Source organism: Clostridium nitrophenolicum (genome assembly GCF_055391695.1).
In genome coordinates this window covers 3,267,257-3,284,033 of the sequence record NZ_AP042469.1, presented here as the reverse complement: position 1 = coordinate 3,284,033, position 16,777 = coordinate 3,267,257, and the positions used below count along the sequence as shown (strand labels likewise).

25 protein-coding genes and 2 pseudogenes are annotated in these 16,777 nt (G+C 34.7%); 19 read left to right on the top strand and 8 right to left on the bottom strand.

What is annotated here, in order from left to right:
- The first annotated feature begins 160 nt into the window (after window positions 1-160).
- Complete coding sequence (locus ACZ5N4_RS15685; RefSeq protein WP_464203441.1) at window positions 161-808, top strand: lactate utilization protein; 648 nt, start codon at window positions 161-163, stop codon at window positions 806-808.
- Between the two features lie 282 nt (window positions 809-1,090).
- Window positions 1,091-1,948: an AAA family ATPase gene (locus ACZ5N4_RS15680; RefSeq protein ID WP_464203440.1), complete on the top strand. Its 858-nt coding sequence runs from the start codon at window positions 1,091-1,093 to the stop codon at window positions 1,946-1,948.
- 118 nt (window positions 1,949-2,066) lie between these two features.
- Here the strand turns inward: ACZ5N4_RS15680 and ACZ5N4_RS15675 are convergent.
- A pseudogene (locus ACZ5N4_RS15675) lies at window positions 2,067-2,785 on the bottom strand (AIM24 family protein).
- A 118-nt stretch (window positions 2,786-2,903) separates the two neighbouring features.
- On the opposite strand from ACZ5N4_RS15675, the gene ACZ5N4_RS15670 reads away from it, so the two are divergent.
- The 7 genes from ACZ5N4_RS15670 (at window position 2,904) to ACZ5N4_RS15640 (ending at window position 6,505) form a co-directional block, all read left to right on the top strand.
- On the top strand, window positions 2,904-3,014 hold the full coding sequence (locus tag ACZ5N4_RS15670; RefSeq protein WP_464203439.1) for a helix-turn-helix transcriptional regulator: 111 nt from the start codon (window positions 2,904-2,906) through the stop codon (window positions 3,012-3,014).
- A gap of 75 nt (window positions 3,015-3,089) precedes the next feature.
- Entirely contained in the window at window positions 3,090-3,251 is a 162-nt protein-coding gene (locus ACZ5N4_RS15665) for a hypothetical protein (RefSeq protein WP_464203438.1), read from the top strand.
- A 10-nt stretch (window positions 3,252-3,261) separates the two neighbouring features.
- Window positions 3,262-3,510 carry a hypothetical protein gene (locus ACZ5N4_RS15660; protein WP_464203437.1) on the top strand — a complete coding sequence of 83 codons (249 nt, stop codon included), beginning with the start codon at window positions 3,262-3,264 and terminating at the stop codon, window positions 3,508-3,510.
- 356 nt (window positions 3,511-3,866) lie between these two features.
- A complete protein-coding gene (locus tag ACZ5N4_RS15655; RefSeq protein ID WP_464203436.1) occupies window positions 3,867-4,004 on the top strand; it encodes an HXXEE domain-containing protein in 138 nt (45 codons plus the stop codon).
- Window positions 4,005-4,076: 72 nt separating this feature from the next.
- Complete coding sequence (locus ACZ5N4_RS15650) at window positions 4,077-4,916, top strand: alpha/beta hydrolase (RefSeq protein WP_464203435.1); 840 nt, start codon at window positions 4,077-4,079, stop codon at window positions 4,914-4,916.
- 266 nt (window positions 4,917-5,182) lie between these two features.
- The gene (locus ACZ5N4_RS15645) at window positions 5,183-5,707 is read left to right on the top strand and encodes a recombinase family protein (RefSeq protein WP_464203434.1); all 525 of its coding nucleotides are present in this window, start codon (window positions 5,183-5,185) and stop codon (window positions 5,705-5,707) included.
- 15 nt (window positions 5,708-5,722) lie between these two features.
- Complete coding sequence (locus ACZ5N4_RS15640) at window positions 5,723-6,505, top strand: recombinase zinc ribbon domain-containing protein (RefSeq protein WP_464203433.1); 783 nt, start codon at window positions 5,723-5,725, stop codon at window positions 6,503-6,505.
- Between the two features lie 44 nt (window positions 6,506-6,549).
- Here the strand turns inward: ACZ5N4_RS15640 and ACZ5N4_RS15635 are convergent, their stop codons facing one another.
- On the bottom strand, window positions 6,550-6,702 hold the full coding sequence (locus tag ACZ5N4_RS15635; RefSeq protein WP_464203432.1) for a hypothetical protein: 153 nt from the start codon (window positions 6,700-6,702) through the stop codon (window positions 6,550-6,552).
- Between the two features lie 105 nt (window positions 6,703-6,807).
- Between ACZ5N4_RS15635 and ACZ5N4_RS15630 the strand changes: the two genes are divergently transcribed.
- A complete protein-coding gene (locus ACZ5N4_RS15630) occupies window positions 6,808-7,458 on the top strand; it encodes a recombinase family protein (RefSeq protein ID WP_464210966.1) in 651 nt (216 codons plus the stop codon).
- Here ACZ5N4_RS15630 and ACZ5N4_RS15625 read toward each other — a convergent pair.
- The 4 genes and pseudogenes from ACZ5N4_RS15625 to ACZ5N4_RS15610 form a co-directional block, all read right to left on the bottom strand.
- On the bottom strand, window positions 7,417-8,487 hold the full coding sequence (locus ACZ5N4_RS15625) for a diguanylate cyclase (protein ID WP_464203431.1): 1,071 nt from the start codon (window positions 8,485-8,487) through the stop codon (window positions 7,417-7,419). The genes ACZ5N4_RS15630 and ACZ5N4_RS15625 overlap by 42 nt on opposite strands.
- A 358-nt stretch (window positions 8,488-8,845) precedes the next feature.
- Window positions 8,846-9,076 carry a YciI family protein gene (locus ACZ5N4_RS15620; protein ID WP_464210964.1) on the bottom strand — a complete coding sequence of 77 codons (231 nt, stop codon included), beginning with the start codon at window positions 9,074-9,076 and terminating at the stop codon, window positions 8,846-8,848.
- Window positions 9,077-9,162: 86 nt separating this feature from the next.
- Window positions 9,163-9,288, bottom strand: a pseudogene (locus ACZ5N4_RS15615) (nitroreductase family protein); the annotation flags it as partial.
- Window positions 9,281-9,847: a TetR/AcrR family transcriptional regulator gene (locus ACZ5N4_RS15610; protein WP_464203430.1), complete on the bottom strand. Its 567-nt coding sequence runs from the start codon at window positions 9,845-9,847 to the stop codon at window positions 9,281-9,283. The pseudogene ACZ5N4_RS15615 and the gene ACZ5N4_RS15610, both read right to left, overlap by 8 nt.
- 144 nt (window positions 9,848-9,991) lie before the next feature.
- Here ACZ5N4_RS15610 and ACZ5N4_RS15605 point away from each other — a divergent pair, with 144 nt between their 5' ends.
- The 3 genes from ACZ5N4_RS15605 (at window position 9,992) to ACZ5N4_RS15595 (ending at window position 11,305) form a co-directional block, all read left to right on the top strand.
- Window positions 9,992-10,516 carry an HXXEE domain-containing protein gene (locus ACZ5N4_RS15605; RefSeq protein WP_464203429.1) on the top strand — a complete coding sequence of 175 codons (525 nt, stop codon included), beginning with the start codon at window positions 9,992-9,994 and terminating at the stop codon, window positions 10,514-10,516.
- A 60-nt stretch (window positions 10,517-10,576) separates the two neighbouring features.
- Window positions 10,577-10,888, top strand: a complete 312-nt coding sequence (locus ACZ5N4_RS15600; protein ID WP_464203428.1) for an NUDIX domain-containing protein — start codon at window positions 10,577-10,579, stop codon at window positions 10,886-10,888.
- Window positions 10,889-11,041: 153 nt separating this feature from the next.
- A complete protein-coding gene (locus ACZ5N4_RS15595) occupies window positions 11,042-11,305 on the top strand; it encodes a phospholipase D-like domain-containing protein (protein ID WP_464203427.1) in 264 nt (87 codons plus the stop codon).
- Between the two features lie 30 nt (window positions 11,306-11,335).
- Here the strand turns inward: ACZ5N4_RS15595 and ACZ5N4_RS15590 are convergent, their stop codons facing one another.
- Together ACZ5N4_RS15590 and ACZ5N4_RS15585 are read right to left on the bottom strand one after the other, a co-directional pair.
- Complete coding sequence (locus tag ACZ5N4_RS15590) at window positions 11,336-11,692, bottom strand: DUF4368 domain-containing protein (protein WP_464203426.1); 357 nt, start codon at window positions 11,690-11,692, stop codon at window positions 11,336-11,338.
- 36 nt (window positions 11,693-11,728) lie between these two features.
- Entirely contained in the window at window positions 11,729-12,190 is a 462-nt protein-coding gene (locus ACZ5N4_RS15585) for a recombinase zinc ribbon domain-containing protein (protein ID WP_464210963.1), read from the bottom strand.
- A gap of 219 nt (window positions 12,191-12,409) precedes the next feature.
- Between ACZ5N4_RS15585 and ACZ5N4_RS15580 the strand changes: the two genes are divergently transcribed.
- The 6 genes from ACZ5N4_RS15580 (at window position 12,410) to ACZ5N4_RS15555 (ending at window position 16,776) form a co-directional block, all read left to right on the top strand.
- Window positions 12,410-12,955: a conjugal transfer protein gene (locus ACZ5N4_RS15580; RefSeq protein ID WP_464210962.1), complete on the top strand. Its 546-nt coding sequence runs from the start codon at window positions 12,410-12,412 to the stop codon at window positions 12,953-12,955.
- A 192-nt stretch (window positions 12,956-13,147) separates the two neighbouring features.
- Window positions 13,148-13,330, top strand: coding sequence for a DNA-binding protein (locus tag ACZ5N4_RS15575; RefSeq protein WP_464203425.1), 183 nt, complete (start codon window positions 13,148-13,150; stop codon window positions 13,328-13,330).
- Window positions 13,320-14,018, top strand: coding sequence for a response regulator transcription factor (locus tag ACZ5N4_RS15570; protein ID WP_464203424.1), 699 nt, complete (start codon window positions 13,320-13,322; stop codon window positions 14,016-14,018). Before ACZ5N4_RS15575 ends, ACZ5N4_RS15570 begins: the two co-directional genes overlap by 11 nt.
- A 1-nt stretch (window position 14,019) precedes the next feature.
- The gene (locus tag ACZ5N4_RS15565; protein WP_464203423.1) at window positions 14,020-14,976 is read left to right on the top strand and encodes a sensor histidine kinase; all 957 of its coding nucleotides are present in this window, start codon (window positions 14,020-14,022) and stop codon (window positions 14,974-14,976) included.
- 122 nt (window positions 14,977-15,098) lie between these two features.
- A complete protein-coding gene (locus ACZ5N4_RS15560) occupies window positions 15,099-16,022 on the top strand; it encodes an ABC transporter ATP-binding protein (RefSeq protein WP_464203422.1) in 924 nt (307 codons plus the stop codon).
- Window positions 16,015-16,776 (top strand): ABC transporter permease, encoded by a 762-nt coding sequence (locus tag ACZ5N4_RS15555; RefSeq protein ID WP_464203421.1) that lies wholly within the window; start codon window positions 16,015-16,017, stop codon window positions 16,774-16,776. The genes ACZ5N4_RS15560 and ACZ5N4_RS15555 overlap by 8 nt, the downstream gene beginning before the upstream one ends.
- Window position 16,777: the final 1 nt, after the last annotated feature.

Here is a 16,777-nt window from a genome sequence, read left to right as displayed (position 1 = left end):
GTCAAGAAATTTAAATTGATCGCATTAGAATGAATGTTCAGTTTAAGATTTACTTATAGAATAGGTACATTTAATAAGAACACAAGCAATAGAAGATCAATTCTTAATAAAAGTAATATAATAAATTACTTTTCAATGTAAAGTATTAGGAGGAATAAACATGGAAACAAAGGAAATTAAAAATTGGCACAATGAAACAGTTGGGAAAAAAGCAGTGGAAGCTTTAATAAAAAATGATTTTGATGCAATGTATGTAGCGACTACTGAGGAAGCTTCTGATTTTATTATGAAGCATGTTACCTCAGAATCTACAGTAGGTTTTCCAGGGTCAATGACTATATATAATATGGGGATGCAAGATAAAGTTAGGGCTGCTGGCGGTAAAGTTTTAGACCATTCTATATCAGGACTAACTATTGAGGAAAGAGCTGCTATAGCAAAAGAAGAAATGCTAAGTGATTTATACTTATGTAGCAGCAACGCTATTACTTTGGATGGTATGCTTGTAAATGTAGATGCTTGGGGAAATAGGATAGCAGCTATGAACTTTGGTCCAAAAAAAGTGATAATAGTAGTGAGTGTTGATAAGATTTGTAAAGATGAAGCTGCAGCCTTTGAAAGATTAAAAACTGTAGCGGCACCTATGAATAATAAGAGACTTAGCACTACAAATCCATGCACAAAAATAGGTGTGTGTGTTAATTGCCAGGTTGACACTAGAATTTGCAGATCATATTCTGTAATAAGAAAAAAGCCAGGTATGTCTGATATTACTGTAGTAGTTGTAGGAAAGAGCAGTGGATTTTAAGTTAGTATAAAATATAGGAGATCTACAAAGATCAAATTGAAAATCAGTCATTATTATAGATATGCAATTTGAAGCTCAGGAATTCTCCCTCGCAATTACCCCAGGGTATAAAATTTATTTACAGATATTGACCTTACACATTATAATTATCTTGGCAAATATATACTAATAGATATAAAAACTGATTGTTTATGATGTTTCAGATAACATCAAGCATAACGTTAATAGTCTCTAGTATAGTAAAATATATAGGTAAAGTTAAATATGATAAGGAAGATGATGATGGTTTATTTAAATGTCTTTACGTTTCCAAATGATGATATGGAATTTGACTTTTTAATAGAGGAAAAAAGAACGTGCTATGACTCGTTTTATCCATTTAAAATATTATCAAGACATGGTTTTGAAAGAATTGATTTTGTGCCAATTACGATTTTATATGGTGGAAATGGTTCAGGAAAATCAACGGCATTAAATGTGATAGCAGAAAAAACAGGAATAAGTAGAGATTCTATCTATAATAAATCTAATTTCTATTCCGACTATGTCAATATGTGTGAGATGCAGCTTGAAGATGATGACATTCCTGAGAATAGTAGAATTATAACGAGTGATGATGTATTTGATTATATGTTGAATATTCGTAATCTTAATGAAGGAATTGACCAAAAACGGGAAAAACTTTTTGAAGAGTATTTGGATGCGAAATATTCTCATTTCCAAATGAAATCTATAGCAGATTACGAGCATCTAAAAAAGGTAAATATGGCTAGAAGTAAAACTCAGTCACGGTTTGTGAGAAATGAATTGATGGATAATGTAAGAGAATATTCAAATGGGGAAAGTGCTTTCCGATACTTTATTGAAAAAATAGGTGAAAATGGATTATATATATTGGATGAGCCTGAAAATAGTCTTTCTCCAAAACGTCAGCTAGAATTAGTGAGATTTATTGAGGACTCAGCACGATTTCTAGGCTGTCAGTTTATTATATCAACACATTCTCCATTTTTGCTTTCCGTGCGTGGAGCAAAAATATATGATCTTGATGAAAATCCAGTTGATGTGAAAAAGTGGACAGAATTAGAAAATGTTCGTACATATTATGAGTTTTTCAAAAGATATGAAAATGAATTTTGATGTTGTTGAGAGTAGAGGCAAGAATGTCATCGGATAAATATCATATCCCTAGATGCGGAAGATAATTAGTATCCTTGTTAACTAATATCTTTGCATCTAGAGAAACTACAGATACAGCTTATTCAATAGGTGCCATAAGTATTCTTCCTGTTCCACGATACACATTAACTAATCCTTCGCCTGAAACCGCAGAACCAATTAGGCTTTTGCTGGATTTTTCAACTCTAAAATCTAGTGAATCAGACCATGCAATGGCATAGTTTCCATCAATTCTAACTTCATCATTTTCAAGTACAAATTCTATGAGTTCATCTCTTGGAACAGGGCTCTCTAGAACAGCAATTCCTGCACCTTTAAGGCATAAGTTGAATAAACCTTCTTTTCCCAGTACTGCTGAAGAAAGATTAGTTCTGGCTACTATTTTTTGTTGGACGTTTGATTCACAGGCAAGAAAAAGTCCATCATCTAGTACTATTCCCCCCATTCTGAAACCTCCTCAAGTAAAATGTGTTTATATGTAGGTTCTAACATTAATAAACCAGTTCCTTGATATTTTGGCTTTATTGTAGATTCTTTTGTTACCTTAGAAGATAAAGCTTTACCAAATAAATCACCAAGTCCTTTAACATCCGCTGCCATATTAACAGCTCCTGAAGTCCACTGCATTGCTCCAGCACTAATTGTATAAGCATTACCTTTTAGTTCAATCAAAACCTGTTTTTTTCTAACGTTCATTTCTGAAGCAAAGTATGCGACTATTGCATTTGTAGCATCTACACTTAAATCTCTCTTATATTCAAGAACTTTAACATCGCCTTTAGCTTCTACTATTTCTATATTTTTATTTTCATAGAGATTTTTTCATAACTGCAACGACCAGTTGACAATAATCAAAACACTGTTGGTAGTGTGCAACCATAAGATTTTGCTAGAATTTTTTCAGGAGGTGATAAGAATGGACATAGCAGAAAGATTGCAAGAATTACGCAAAAAGGAAAATTATTCCCAAGAACAGGTTGCTGATATGTTAGGAATTTCCCGGCAGGCTGTAAGTAAATGGGAATAGGGACAAGGAAAACCAGAAATAGAAAATATCATTAAACTTGCTGAAATTTATAATACGAATACAGACTTCATTTTGTTGGGAAGAGATAATAGCATTACAGTTGAACCAATGCCAAAGAAAGAACTAAGTCACACAGCAAGAAAAACAATCGGAGTAATTGCTATTGTAGCATCAACAGCAATTATTACAGTATTGTTCATTGTAGCGCTTGGTATCTTATCAAAATTAGTCTTCTAAGGAGGGTATTATGCGCTTATTTAAAAAGATTTCTGTAGCTGCCTTAGCCATAGGTATTGTATCTTCAATGAGCGGATGTGTTTATGCTCATAACCAAAGTTGGGATGATATGAGCTATGATGAACAACAAGAGATAAAACAAACCTTCTCGGAAATTAAGGAAGATTTAGAGTATGAGTTTTCAGATGACACGATTGAAAGTGCTTTTGTACTAAGAATCCTCGGTGCAGTTGAAGAGGGCATCTCTTACCAAGAGTAAGTAGTAAACGAAAAGAGCAATAGCGGGGAGCGGCGGCATTGTGCCAACGCTCCCAGCTTTCCTTATAGCTCCACCAATGCTGTAAGCTGTTTGAGAACATCTGAAACCCGGCCCGACAATTCCGCATAATCTTTTTGCAGGGCGGCAATCTCGGACGGATAAACGCCGTAGGTGTTGGCATGAATGGCACCTGATTCAGATTGTTGGTACCTCCTTAAGGTTTATTGACACACATCTTTTCTTTTTGTAGCACTTGAACTAAACATATTGAAAACTGTTTATAAGATGTATTATACTAGTAATTGTTAAATGTCACAACCGAGACATTTATTTTAAAATACAAGGAGGTTATTTTTATGAAAATATTTTTTATAATTATTTGGCTTTTTCCAATACTTTTTATGATTCATGACTTTGAAGAAATCATATTAATTCTTCATAAAGCAATGAAAAAATTTGATTATTTGCTAATAAGATACGAATCAATGATTTAAGGGGTATGATTATATGGAAAGTATTCAAAGTAAATTACTAAAAATAATTTTACAAATCACTAATAAAAAAAAATGTGGCAAGAAACTGGTGATGAATTAAAAAAAAGTATAACTAAAAGGCAATCTTATATAAATTATGAACCGCCAGAAAAACTTAAAAGAGATTTCAATGTCAATAAAATGATCATTAATGGTCATTGCTATTATGTCATTAAACCGTTGAGAAATGTAGGACAAAAACATATTATTTATCTTCATGGTGGAGGATTTGTTTATAATATTATGCCTCCCCATTGGAAATTCATAGGCAAACTTATACGAAAATTGAATTGCACAATAACTGTTCCTTTATATCCATTAGCTCCTGACTATCAATATTCGGATGTTTATGATATGCTTCTTCCTTTATACCATAAAATCATTTCAAAAGTGAATCACTCAGATTTAGTTGTTATGGGAGATTCTGCAGGTGGATCTATAAGTCTTTCTTTAGCTCAATTTTTAAAAGAAAAGAACTTACCTCAGCCTAAAAATATAATTTTGATTTCTCCTGCTTTAGATATGTCACTAACTAATCCTAAAATACATGAAGTAGAAGAACTTGATCCACTATTATCCGTACCATCATTAATTGATATAACTAAATGGTATAGTGGAGATAAAAATTCTAAACACTACTTGATAAGTCCACTGTATGGTGATGTTACTGGACTAGGTAAAATAAGTTTATTTACAGGGACTCATGATATATTGAACCCTGATGCAAAAAGATTTAAAAATATGGCAGAAGAAAAAGGTGTAAAAATAGACTATTATGAATATCCTTCTATGATTCATGTTTTTCCATTACTTTTCTTTCCTGAATCAAAAAAAGCAACTAAACAAATTATTGAAATTATAACGTCATCATAAAAGTTTGAAAAATAATGTACCACCATAATTGAACAGTAATTCACTATATTCTTAAATTATAAAGTAACATATATTATTACAAAAAGAAATATATCAGCAATTAGGCAACTTGAAATATCCATATTTTACGAATTAATAAGAGTTAAGTGACCACATCATAAAACTGGTACTATATTTGTAAAATTATAAATATTGCGTATTGTAAAGATTTAAAAGGCACCCCAGCGGCATGCCTTTAATTATTATTTTATATCCTGAATTGCCTTTTGAGCAAAAGTATTGTTTACTATCTTGGCAAAAGGTGGTCTCTCTGTTCGCTGGGCGACTCCGCAGGAAGGCTAATGATGAATCTATTAGCTTCAATAGGGGAATTTGAAAGAGAAACGATAGTAGATAACGTGAAAATGGGAATGAAACAGAGAGCGAGGACTGGAAAATGGAATGGCGGTATTGTACTAGGCTATAAGTCTGTAATAATAAATGAAAATAATACAAGGTTAGAAGTAGTTCCAGAAGAAGCAACAACTGTTAGAAGGATATTTGAGCTATATTCCGCTGGTAAAGGATTAAAGGCTATTACTAATCAATTAAGCCATGAAGGATACAAGACTAAAAAAGGTAATATGTTTGGAACTAGTGGCGTTAAAGATATTCTGATGAATCCTGTCTACATTGGTAAGATAAGTTATAACGTAAGAGAAAATTGGAGTGAAAAGCGAAGGAAAGGATATAATAAGAATCTAATCATTGTTGATGGAGAGCATGAAGCTATTATTCCAATAGAATTGTGAGAAAAGGTTCAGGAAATGTACAAGCTCAAATGTGGTAAACCTAAAAAAGCTTTTGAAAGTAACTACCTTCTAACTGGACTGATGAAATGCCATGTTTGTGGTGCTTCGATGGTAGCAGGAAGAACTAAGAAGAAGCGAAAAGATGGCACATACCTGGTCACTAGATACTACGTCTGCGGCAACTGGATGAGCAAAGGAACTGCCGCCTGCAACTCCAATGGAGTCAGAGCCGACTATGCAGAAGAGTATGTATTATCAAGGATTAAAGAAGTAGTATTCAATAAAAAGATACTAAAGGATATTGTTAAGAACTTAAACCGAGAAAGAATTGACATAATAAAGCCCTTGGAAAAGGAGCAAGAGCAATTAACAAAGAGCCTAAAAGACCTAGAAAACAGGAAGAACAGAGTCTTTGAGCTATACGAAGATGGTATGATAGACAAGCAATCACTGGCACAAAGAATGGAAAGCATAACTGGCAAAATTGATACCCAATCCAAGCGTAGAATACAGATACAAAAAGAACTGGAAAGCAATGATTCAGTAAACGTACCGTACGAGGTGGTAAGGGATACATTGAGTAACTTCCACAATTTGATTGAAATCACTGCTCCAGAAGATAAAAAAACTCTACTACAACTAATTATAAATAAGATAACCATAAAAAACAAGAAAGATATAGAAAGCATAGAGCTTCACTTTGACGAACTGGTACAGAAATATTTCATAAATAATAAGGAAGGAGAATCCTCAGATGGGGGTTCTTTTTCCTTATTTTTGCTTACTATTAAAATATAATAATACTAAAAGGTGTATATTGTATTAAGTAAATTACTATTTTGTTAGTGGGCATCTACTATATTGAGTATATGATTAATATGCTTACACGCTTTACCTAACTCTTCGTCAAGAATCATATGTCCGTTATAATTAAAATCAATAATCTTCAACTCTTTTATAGAGGATTTATATTTTAATACATCTACATCAGTCAAATTTGAAGGAATATAGGATTTAGAATCTTTTCCCCTAAATATCCATAAAGGACATTTTTCAAGCGTGGCAATGCTAAGGACAAAGAGAAGGAAGTTAGTGATAGCATAGAAAATCAGCGGAAAATACTCAACGAGTTTGAGCAGATGAACGCAGACGAATTTGAATGGTCGGAAGAATACAAAGACGATGGCTTTACCGGGACAGACGCCGACCGCGACGATTTTCAAAGGTTATTGTCCGACATTCGCACCGGGAAAATCAACTGTGTGATTATCAAAGACCTTTCGCGCCTTTCCCGCGACTATGTTGAAGCGAGCATCCTGATTGACAGACTGTTTGTTCAGATGAATGTACGGTTTATCAGCTTGCATGAACGGATAGACAGCTACAACGACCAGGAGAGCGTTTCCAGTATGGTTGTGCCGATAACAAATGTGATGAACGACCAATACTGCTATCAGACCTCAAAGAAAATCCGGCAGGTGTTTGACTACAAAAAGCGCAACGGTGAGTTTTTCGGCTCCTACGCTACCTATGGCTACATCAAAGACCCCAACGACAAACACGCCCTGCTTGTTGATCTTGAAGTCGCCGAAGTGGTAAAACAGATTTTTGCCATGTTTCTAAACGGCATCCCGATAGTAACGCTTAAAAATGGTTATTTTATTATCATCTTTAGAATTACATGCACTTTGGCTATAATACAAATGTATTTATTTTACTCTATTTCTTCCATTACATTTTGCAAAATATAATGCATTGTCGGCTTCATGTAAAAGTTCATTGGGGTCATGTGTTCTGCCCGGATAAGAACTTACACCTATAGAAACCGTAATTCTGATTTTTTTGTTTTTCTCAATAATAAAATGATAATCTTCCACATTTTTTCTAATTCTTTCTGAAATTTCAAGTGCATGTCCATAATTACAACCTAATAAAATTACTGTAAATTCTTCCCCGCCTTTTCTTGAGATAATATCAAAGGACCCACATGAACTTGTAAGGATATTACTAAGTTGCTTTAAAACCATATCCCCGGAGGAATGTCCAAAGGTATCATTTACTTTTTTAAAAAAATCTATATCAATCATAAGCAATGATAAATCTTCATTTTTATCCGCAGCAGCTACTGCAAATTTATTTAATAATTTGTCGAATTCTCTCACGTTAAAAAGTCCTGTTAGAAAGTCCTTTGTAGATTCTTGTTTAAGTTTTAAATATATTTCATTTGTTTTGTATATATAAACCAAAACAAAATAAATTATAATAGAAACTACAATTGTAGAAAGTATATAATTATACAAAATACCTAGTACTAGATTTCTATCTTTAACCAATATCAAGGTCCATATTGTTGAAGAAAATATATTAGCCAGGCCCATATATATGTATTTCTTTTTAAAGTCTAATTTGGATATCGATATAATGCTAGCAATTATAAATATTATTGTTAGATTATACGTGGCTGTTAATGAAGCAGCATTTATTCCGAAGTAACCAAATCTAAATGTTATAATAATTAATGTTGTTATTAATGCCGATACAGGCCCACAAAAAATTGCAGAGATAATCAATGCAATTATCCTAAAATCCATAACCATATTGTTTGATAAATTAATTCCATTAAACATCAATAGCCATCCAGTTAAGCCGAATAATATTCCTATTAACATTTTAGTCTTTAAATCTGATTTAGAATTAATCTTTTTGCTTTTAAACAGTTGACTTCCAAAATATAAAAAAGATATAAGAATAGAAGCATTTACAAATAGTGAATTAAGCACAAAATCACCTCTAAGGAATATATAAAAAATTATATCATATTTTCATAAATCTAATATCTTAAAAAACAAAAACTAAAATCAGTTTTTTAAGCAATTTTCTAACTTGTCTGTATTTATAAATTTTCTTAATCCTATGTTCAGCTACTACAAAATCTAAAATTAAAATTCTTCTTTATACTAAGAAGAATTTATAATTAATTGAGAACTTGTTAATTATTTACTTTCGCTTTACCAACGCGGTGGACTCCACATGTCTTGAACGGTCAAAAAAGATGCCGATTGAACCTGATGAGGCCTTGGCGGCAAGGATATTTCGTCAAGAAAAACGTCTGATTGCATAAATTTTAGAAATACCTCTCTATTCTATCAATAGGTAATTATTTTCATTATTAGCTGGTTCCAGCGTTTTGATTTCAAAAGACTTACATCCTGAAGCAATAAAAGGATCATCTTTTGCAATATTCGTGACTTCAACCAAACTCTCATCCAAGAAAATGACCATTCCTCCGGGATAATCCGTGAAAGGCCTGCAAAGAACAAGTTTACCTTGTCTCTTTAATCGTTTTAAATGTTCCACGTGGCTCTTTATGATCTCCTCATTGAGAGGCTTTTTTCTCTATCAACAAAAACAAATGCGCAAAACCTATCTTCAGATTTTACTATTATATAGTGTCAAGGTTGTGTGTTATTACCTGATGGTGCAAGTCTTGCACTTTCAAGTAACTCAGTTATTTTTTCATTTTCAACCGGATTATTAATATATTTTCTTATGCTTCTACTCATTTCAATTTCTTTAATCATTTAATAGTGTCCCTTTCAAGATTATTTTATCAACTATATTAGCAATTTCTTCAGGTGATTTTTTTGCTCCATCATGTACCCATTTCACAAGAGTATTAAAAAAGCCCCCAGCACTAAAAGTTAATATGTATTCTAACATATTACTATTCTCAAGTTCTTCATTATTACCTATAAGATCTCCATGAAGAACAGGTAAGTATTCATTATATTTTTGCAATATCATAAATAATAAATTATTTTTCTCCATTATAGCTAAAAACTCTAAGTGTTTATTCCAAAAAGTAAAATAAACTTTTGCAACATTATGTACTTTTAATATTATTTCTTCTTGTAACAATTCCTTATACTCACAGTATAATTTTTGTATGTACATGTTTAAGACGTCTTCCTTAGTCTCAAAATTACGATAAAATGTACGTCTCGTTAATTGAGCACGTGAAGCCATTTCTGTTATTGTTATTTCGTTATAAGGTTTCTCTGATAATAACTCTAATAATGCATTCATTAACCATTCTTTAGACCGAATTGATAATGGGTTAATTCTGTTTTTCTTTTGCATGATTATCCCTCACATTTATTGATACAAATTTATATTATTTGTAGCACTTATTTTAAAACTATTGCTTATTTTTTTAATAATATTATACTATTAATTACCATGTGACACAAGTGAGACATCTTGTTTATAAAAGAAGGTATTTTTATGAAACCATTATTTATATTTGTATGGACTTTCCCTGTTATTTTTATGCTTCATGATTTTGAAGAAATAATAATGATTACTGCTTGGAAACAACGAAACAAAAAATATATAGAAAGTTTAAAAATTAGGCATATTCCAATTGATTTTAATGCTTCAACTGTAGCGTTTTCAATTGCAGTAACTGAAGAATTTCTTATAATTTCAATAATTACATTAGTTTCATCTTTAATTAGCAATTACATTATTTGGTATGGATTTTTTATTGCTTTTACTATTCATTTGTTTGTTCATTTATTTCAGTTTTTATTTTTTAAAAAATATGTACCATCAATAATAACCAGCATAATTTTTATTCCTATTTCTTGTTTTATTATATACAAGACTACTATGTTACTGAACTATAACTCTTCAGCTTCATTAGTTTCTATATTAATATGTACGGTAATTATGGTGATAAATGTTTTGTTTTTGCATAAGGTAATGAAAAAATTTGATTTTTGGCTTGAATGCTATTCTAATTCATAACATCTTACTTTATTCTTTTGTTTTCACCATGTTCCTTCATAATTACCACATTTTATGTCTATGGGTAACCATTGGAAGTTTTCTGGCGGAAAAATTGAAGCTGGAGAAGATTATAAAAAAGCTACTGAAAGAGAAATTCGTGAAGAACTTAATTATACTATTGAATTTAATAACGTTTTTAATGAAAATATATACGAGTATAACAGTTTTATAGTACAATTAATTTCTACAAAGTGCTCTCTTGTTTCTGGCATCCCTGCTGCTAGTGAACATTCAAAAATAATAAGGCTTAAAAGAGAAAACTTAAAACCATTAGTATGCGCACCTGAAGATTTAGCTGCTGTGGACCAATTGACTAAAGAAGAAGCTTAAAATTTAGTAATAAAGAAGCTCTTACTGCTCAAATTAAGTTATGTAATGATATAATAAGTCAAATTGTAGAAAACAGCAGTGAAGATGATTTTAAAGATTTCAAAATTCTTGAACATGGTGAAGTTCTAACCTCTCTTTATATAAAACTGAATTTTGCTAGGGTTATTGAAAACCAAAAAGGAGATTTTGTCTTGTGATTCTATAGACTTATTAGTTTCCTTTTTAAATTGGAGTGCTGTTAGAAGAATTATTGAAGACCTTCATAAATTTACTAAACGTGAAGGCACAAGACTAAGAATTATTGCAACTACATACATGCAAGCCACTGATTATAAAGCAATTGGGGAACTCGCAAAGCTTAATAATACAGAAATAAAAATAAATTATGAAAGCAAGCATATGAGCGTTATATATTAGGAAAACCAACAAACTGTTGAAGTGGTGGGGCTATACCACCAGTAAATGTGAGTTGACTTCAATGTACTCGATAATGCGGCATAACTCGTCGGCAAACTTAAACCTTATGCTAATGTCGCCGCCCTCGTATACCTTGATATGGTCAACCAGTTCAATCGGTATTTCTCTTGTCAGCTTGTCGATGTTCTCATATTTTTGGAAAGTAGCCAAAAACGGATTTTCATCATCTATGCCGTTTTCCAGTTCGTCCCGCTCTTTTTTCAGATTGGCGATAACCTCGCTGATGGATTCATTCTGCCGCTCGTAATCCTCGCCCATGTGACGGTAATCATTGTGTGTAATAATACCGCCTTTCCAGTCCTGATAAAGCCCTTGCTTGTATCGCATGATTTTGACAAGCTCCTTTTCTTTTGCGGAAATCAACTATTCGAACCGCACAGACTGACTCTTTTTAAGCGGTGCCATGTTGATTTGGGAAACGATAGCGGAGTAGATGACCGCAAGGTGTACCTGTTGCTGAATGGCATACAACGTAGCCGCTTCAAGCCTTGTGCTTTTAATCGAGTGCATGGTGCAGGCTTTTTTTGAAAGGCGCTTGTATGTGCTGCATTGGTAGTAAACATACAGTTCCTTACTTGCTATTCGTGACATTGCCCTCCCGCAATCCGCACAGCGGAGGAAGCCGCTGAACAAATAAAGTTGCTTTTGCTTTGGCGCGATACGGGTATCGCGCTTTAACAGTTGATTAACCTTTTCAAAGGCTTTTCGGTCAACAAGCGGTTCATGGGTATTCTGAACGACAATCCAATCTTCTTCGGGTACGGCCTCGATTTTGTGTATCTTGTAGCTCTTGACACGGTTTCGGCCTTGCGCCATATCCCCGATATAAACAGGATTTTACAGCATGTTGGTGACTGTTATGGTACTCCACATCGGCTTTGCCCGTACGTTGGGGTAACTGTACTTTGGGCCCTGGCTCTGCTTGTAGAAGGACGGACACATAACGCCGTGGTTGTTCAGATGGTTTACGATTGCCCGAACCGCCATTCTAATGCACGCAGAAAACAAGATTAAGTTGACAGATTTAAAATTATTGTTTGATCAATAGGTCCTTCTCGTGTAGAAACCTATATTCAAAGTGTCAATGCTGTATTTGCATCAAATGAAAATCAAGATACGCTTTGTATGAAAATAGAGTATGGGATTGAAACAAATTTCGCGTTTCTAGCAGTGGTAGTTTATGAACTGGTTCTTTATGTAGATAGTTCTGGAAATATGGTTATCACAAAGAATCCCACCATTTGCAGCGTACCTGAAAAATCCGGCTATGAACCAAAGGCAAAGGAAAGTGACGGAACGGTAGACGCTGCGACGACCAATGAAATCAATGAATTTTTAAGCACGTTCTTCAAACTTTACCTTACTGCTACTGCGAAAGAGCTGTCTTATTATGTGAATGACGGCGTATTAAAGCCAATCGGGAAAGATTATGTATTTTCGGAACTAATAAATCCAGTCTATAATCGAGGTGAAAATCAATTGTTAGTGTCTGTTTCTGTAAAGTATCTCGACCAGCAGACAAAAGCAAATCAAATATCACAATTTGATTTGGTGCTGGAAAAGGGCGGGAACTGGAAAATCGTGAGATAAGTAAAAAACGTAGCATATATTCTCATTTAAGTTTTACATGTTACGTTCCAAAATAACTTTTGGGAAACATTCTATATATAATTTTCTGTATTTTGTAGGTATGATATCATAATGGTTTGTAAATAGAGGGCTATGAAGAACCTTGTATATTTCGGTCAAAAGAAATATAATAGATGTATTGGAGGTAGAGATATGAATTATATAACAACAAAAGAAGCCGCCATCAAATGGGGGATTTCCGATAGAATGGTACTTTATCATTGCACCTCCGGCCGAATTGACGGAGCGATAAAAATGGGAAATACATGGCTTATGCCTAAAGACGCCGTCAAGCCAGAAGATAAGAGATACAGGAGGGAAAGCCGTGCAAAATAGAGTTTTGATTATCGATGATGACATGGGATTATGTCAATTACTGAAAAAATGTGTAGAGAAAGAGAATATCGCTGCTGAACTTGCGCATACTGGAACAGATGGCTTGAAGTTAGCATTACAGGGCAATTATCAACTGATTGTCTTGGACGTTATGCTCCCTGAAATGGATGGGTTTCATATTCTTGAAAGAATTAGAAGTGTTAGCGCCGTTCCAGTGCTAATGCTGACGGCAAAAACAGCAAGCACTGACAAAGTAAACGGCCTTCGTTCCGGTGCCGATGACTATCTGACAAAACCTTTCGACGTGGAAGAATTTATCGCCCGCGTTTTATCTTTAATTCGCAGATATACAACCTTAAACAACAGTGCCAATGAAGAACCTCATCGGCTCTCCTTTCGGAAGCTTACGATCGACTTGGACACTCGAATTGTTCAAATTGAAGATGGGCAAGTTGAGCTTCACGCAAAGGAGTTTGACATTCTCTGCTACCTTGCCAGAAACCAAGGCAGAATTTTAACCAAACAGCAAATATATGAAGAAATATGGCAGGAGCCATATGCCTATGATGACAATAATATCATGGGATATATCAGTAAATTGCGAAAACAGATAGAGCCTGACCCCAATAATCCAACCTATATTCAAACAGTGAAAGGCGTAGGCTACCGCTTTAGCCGGGAGGTGTAAAATGGATGGAGTCTATGTGAAGCTTCCGTTGCTTGCTGCTGTAGTTGCAGTTGCCGTTATTGCTGTCGTTTCCACCCTGCTGCTTTCCCGAAAAATGCGCAATGTCAAGTTGAAATTAAATGATATTTCGGAAACACTGGACGACATTGCACATGGCAACAGTAATCGAAAAATTTTAGCAAAACCCAGTGATATGACTTCTATGATCTGTTATAAAATGAATGATATTGTTATTGATTTTCGAGAACAGGTCATCGACTTAAAAAGAGCAGAGAAAACCAACAGTCAATTGATGACAAGTCTTTCCCATGATGTGCGTACTCCGCTGACAACTCTGATTGGATATTTGGATGCGGCACAAAAAGGTATTGTAGCTGGTACGGAACGGGAAGGATATATAGAAACCGCCCGATTGAGGGCACATGATATGAAAGACTATGTAGATGTGCTGTTTGAATGGTTTAAACTGAACTCCAATGAAGAAACCTTTACTATTCAGGAAGTGGAACTTGCGGAGCTTACCAGAAACCTACTGAAAGACTGGATTCCAATTTTTGAAAACAATCAACTCGATTTTGACATAGAAATCCCGGAAAAAAGCATCAAGGTCAATTTAGATACAGATGCCTATACCCGTATTATAAATAACCTGATTCAGAATGTAATTTCCCATAGTCGGGCAACTCACATTAAAATCAAGATTTCTCTCCTTACCGTTGGTGTAATGATTTCTGTTGCAGACGATGGTAAGGGAATTTCCAAGCAGGATCTGCCGCATGTTTTTGAGCGGCTTTATAAATGTGATACGGCACGCTCTCAAAAAGGAAGTGGCTTAGGGCTGTCCATTGTGCAGCAGCTTGTGGAAAAGATGGGCGGTTCGATTTCAGTCCAAAGCGAACCGTATCAACAAACAGAATTTATCGTACGATTTCCACTGGTTGACGAAAAAACCTGCTGAATGAAAGGCAGGTTTTTTTACTTCTCTCGTAAGATTCAAGGTTAATTCAAGGTTCGTGCAAGGTTCATGCAAGGTTGAGGGGATAAAATTAGATTTATAAAAATAAAGGAGGATTTTACATCTTGAGTGATTTTGTAATTGAAACTAATAATTTGACAAAGCAGTACGGTGAACAAAAGAGTGTTGCCAATTTAAGTATCCATGTGAAGAAAGGCAGAATTTACGGTCTACTAGGACGCAACGGTGCAGGAAAAACTACCACTATGAAAATGCTGCTGGGGCTGACAAGTCCTACATCTGGCGAAGTACGTATTTTCGGCAAAAATATGCGTACGAATGAAAAGAAAATTCTTTCCCGAATTGGCAACCTGATTGAATCGCCGGGCTTTTATCCTAACCTCACAGGCACGGAAAACCTTAAGATTATGGCGAGGCTCCGTGGAGTACCGGGCAGCAATGCCATTAAAAACGTATTGGATGTGGTGGGACTGCCTTATAAGGATAAAAAACTGTTTTCACAGTATTCGCTTGGTATGAAGCAACGGCTTGGTATTGCAAATGCTATTTTACATGATCCGGAGCTTCTGATCTTGGACGAGCCTATCAACGGACTTGATCCCATCGGTATAGTGGAAGTCCGTGATTTCATAAAGCGGCTTAGTACGGAACAAGGTAAAACTATATTAATTTCTAGCCATATTTTGTCTGAAATGGCCCTGTTGGCGGACGATATTGGTATCATTGATCACGGTGTTTTGCTGGAAGAAGAAAGCTTGGAAGAATTAGAGAAAAAAAACAGCAGATATGTTCATTTCATCGTTACGGACACGTCCCAGGCTTCCCGGATTTTGGAGGCTGACTTTCATACATCCAATTTTCATATTGATGACGACCATAATTTGCGACTTTACGATACGGAAATAGAAGTGGCCGCTATTACTCGTAAATGGATTGAAAGTGGCCTCAATATATCAGAAGCGCATACCCAAAATGATACCTTAGAAGATTATTTCAAACATGTCACCGGAGGTGAGGGAATTGCTTGATTTAATTATTTGCGAATTTGCCAAAATCAAACGGCAGAAGTTTATTTTATTTTGTATGTTAGCGGCCTGCCTTTTTCCTATCCCCCTGACCGCATTAGCAGCAAAAGACAGTCTGCATTTTGAACAGCTTTTTAAGCTGGTCGTTACGTTCGGAGATTTTCTCCTTTTACCATGCGTACTAAGTGTAGTGGCAAGCATTCTGTTCTTCATGGAAAGAGATAGTGACATGTTAAAAAACCTGATGACCGTACCGGTTCCCAAAACCAAACTTGTAGCAGCAAAGTTGTCAGTGCTTTTGATTGTTGCAGTATTATATTCCATAGCTGGCTTAGGAGCTACAATCATCGGCGGACTAGTTGTGGGTGCTGTGGAAGGAGTTGCTTTTAAATTAGGACTAAGTGCCATCCTTGGCATTATGCTGTTTGTTTCAGTCCTTCCCGTGGTTATTCTCATTGTCTATTTCAACAAAAGCTATATTTTTTCCATTTTAATTGCCTTTATTTATTCTATCTTAAATTTTGGCATATCACTTAACATGTTAAAATTCGCTTCTAACAATGCTCTTATTACCGTGTTGCCCGCACCAGTCATTATGCGCTGGTGGACATCCTATTGGAGCGGACTTACCGCGGAATATCTTGCAATGAGAAAACCCTATATGCTGTCCACTCCGGTTTGTGCAGGCATACTGTTCTTAATAGCGGTAATATCAGTCCTGCTGATTTCATTCATATTTAAAAAGCAGGAAGATTAGG

What these genes read in the sequence shown, in the direction of transcription:
- ACZ5N4_RS15640 (WP_464203433.1), top strand. Translation starts at nt 5,723, where the DNA reads ATGTACAAGCTCAAATGTGGTAAACCTAAAAAAGCTTTTGAAAGTAAC.
- ACZ5N4_RS15650 (WP_464203435.1), top strand. Translation starts at nt 4,077, where the DNA reads ATGTGGCAAGAAACTGGTGATGAATTAAAAAAAAGTATAACTAAAAGG.
- ACZ5N4_RS15680 (WP_464203440.1), top strand. Translation starts at nt 1,091, where the DNA reads ATGGTTTATTTAAATGTCTTTACGTTTCCAAATGATGATATGGAATTT.
- ACZ5N4_RS15590 (WP_464203426.1), bottom strand. Translation starts at nt 11,692, where the DNA reads ATGCGATACAAGCAAGGGCTTTATCAGGACTGGAAAGGCGGTATTATT.
- ACZ5N4_RS15600 (WP_464203428.1), top strand. Translation starts at nt 10,577, where the DNA reads ATGGGTAACCATTGGAAGTTTTCTGGCGGAAAAATTGAAGCTGGAGAA.
- ACZ5N4_RS15605 (WP_464203429.1), top strand. Translation starts at nt 9,992, where the DNA reads ATGAAACCATTATTTATATTTGTATGGACTTTCCCTGTTATTTTTATG.
- ACZ5N4_RS15610 (WP_464203430.1), bottom strand. Translation starts at nt 9,847, where the DNA reads ATGCAAAAGAAAAACAGAATTAACCCATTATCAATTCGGTCTAAAGAA.
- ACZ5N4_RS15660 (WP_464203437.1), top strand. Translation starts at nt 3,262, where the DNA reads ATGCGCTTATTTAAAAAGATTTCTGTAGCTGCCTTAGCCATAGGTATT.
- ACZ5N4_RS15565 (WP_464203423.1), top strand. Translation starts at nt 14,020, where the DNA reads ATGGATGGAGTCTATGTGAAGCTTCCGTTGCTTGCTGCTGTAGTTGCA.
- ACZ5N4_RS15685 (WP_464203441.1), top strand. Translation starts at nt 161, where the DNA reads ATGGAAACAAAGGAAATTAAAAATTGGCACAATGAAACAGTTGGGAAA.
- ACZ5N4_RS15670 (WP_464203439.1), top strand. Translation starts at nt 2,904, where the DNA reads ATGGACATAGCAGAAAGATTGCAAGAATTACGCAAAAAGGAAAATTAT.
- ACZ5N4_RS15575 (WP_464203425.1), top strand. Translation starts at nt 13,148, where the DNA reads ATGAATTATATAACAACAAAAGAAGCCGCCATCAAATGGGGGATTTCC.
- ACZ5N4_RS15655 (WP_464203436.1), top strand. Translation starts at nt 3,867, where the DNA reads ATGAAAATATTTTTTATAATTATTTGGCTTTTTCCAATACTTTTTATG.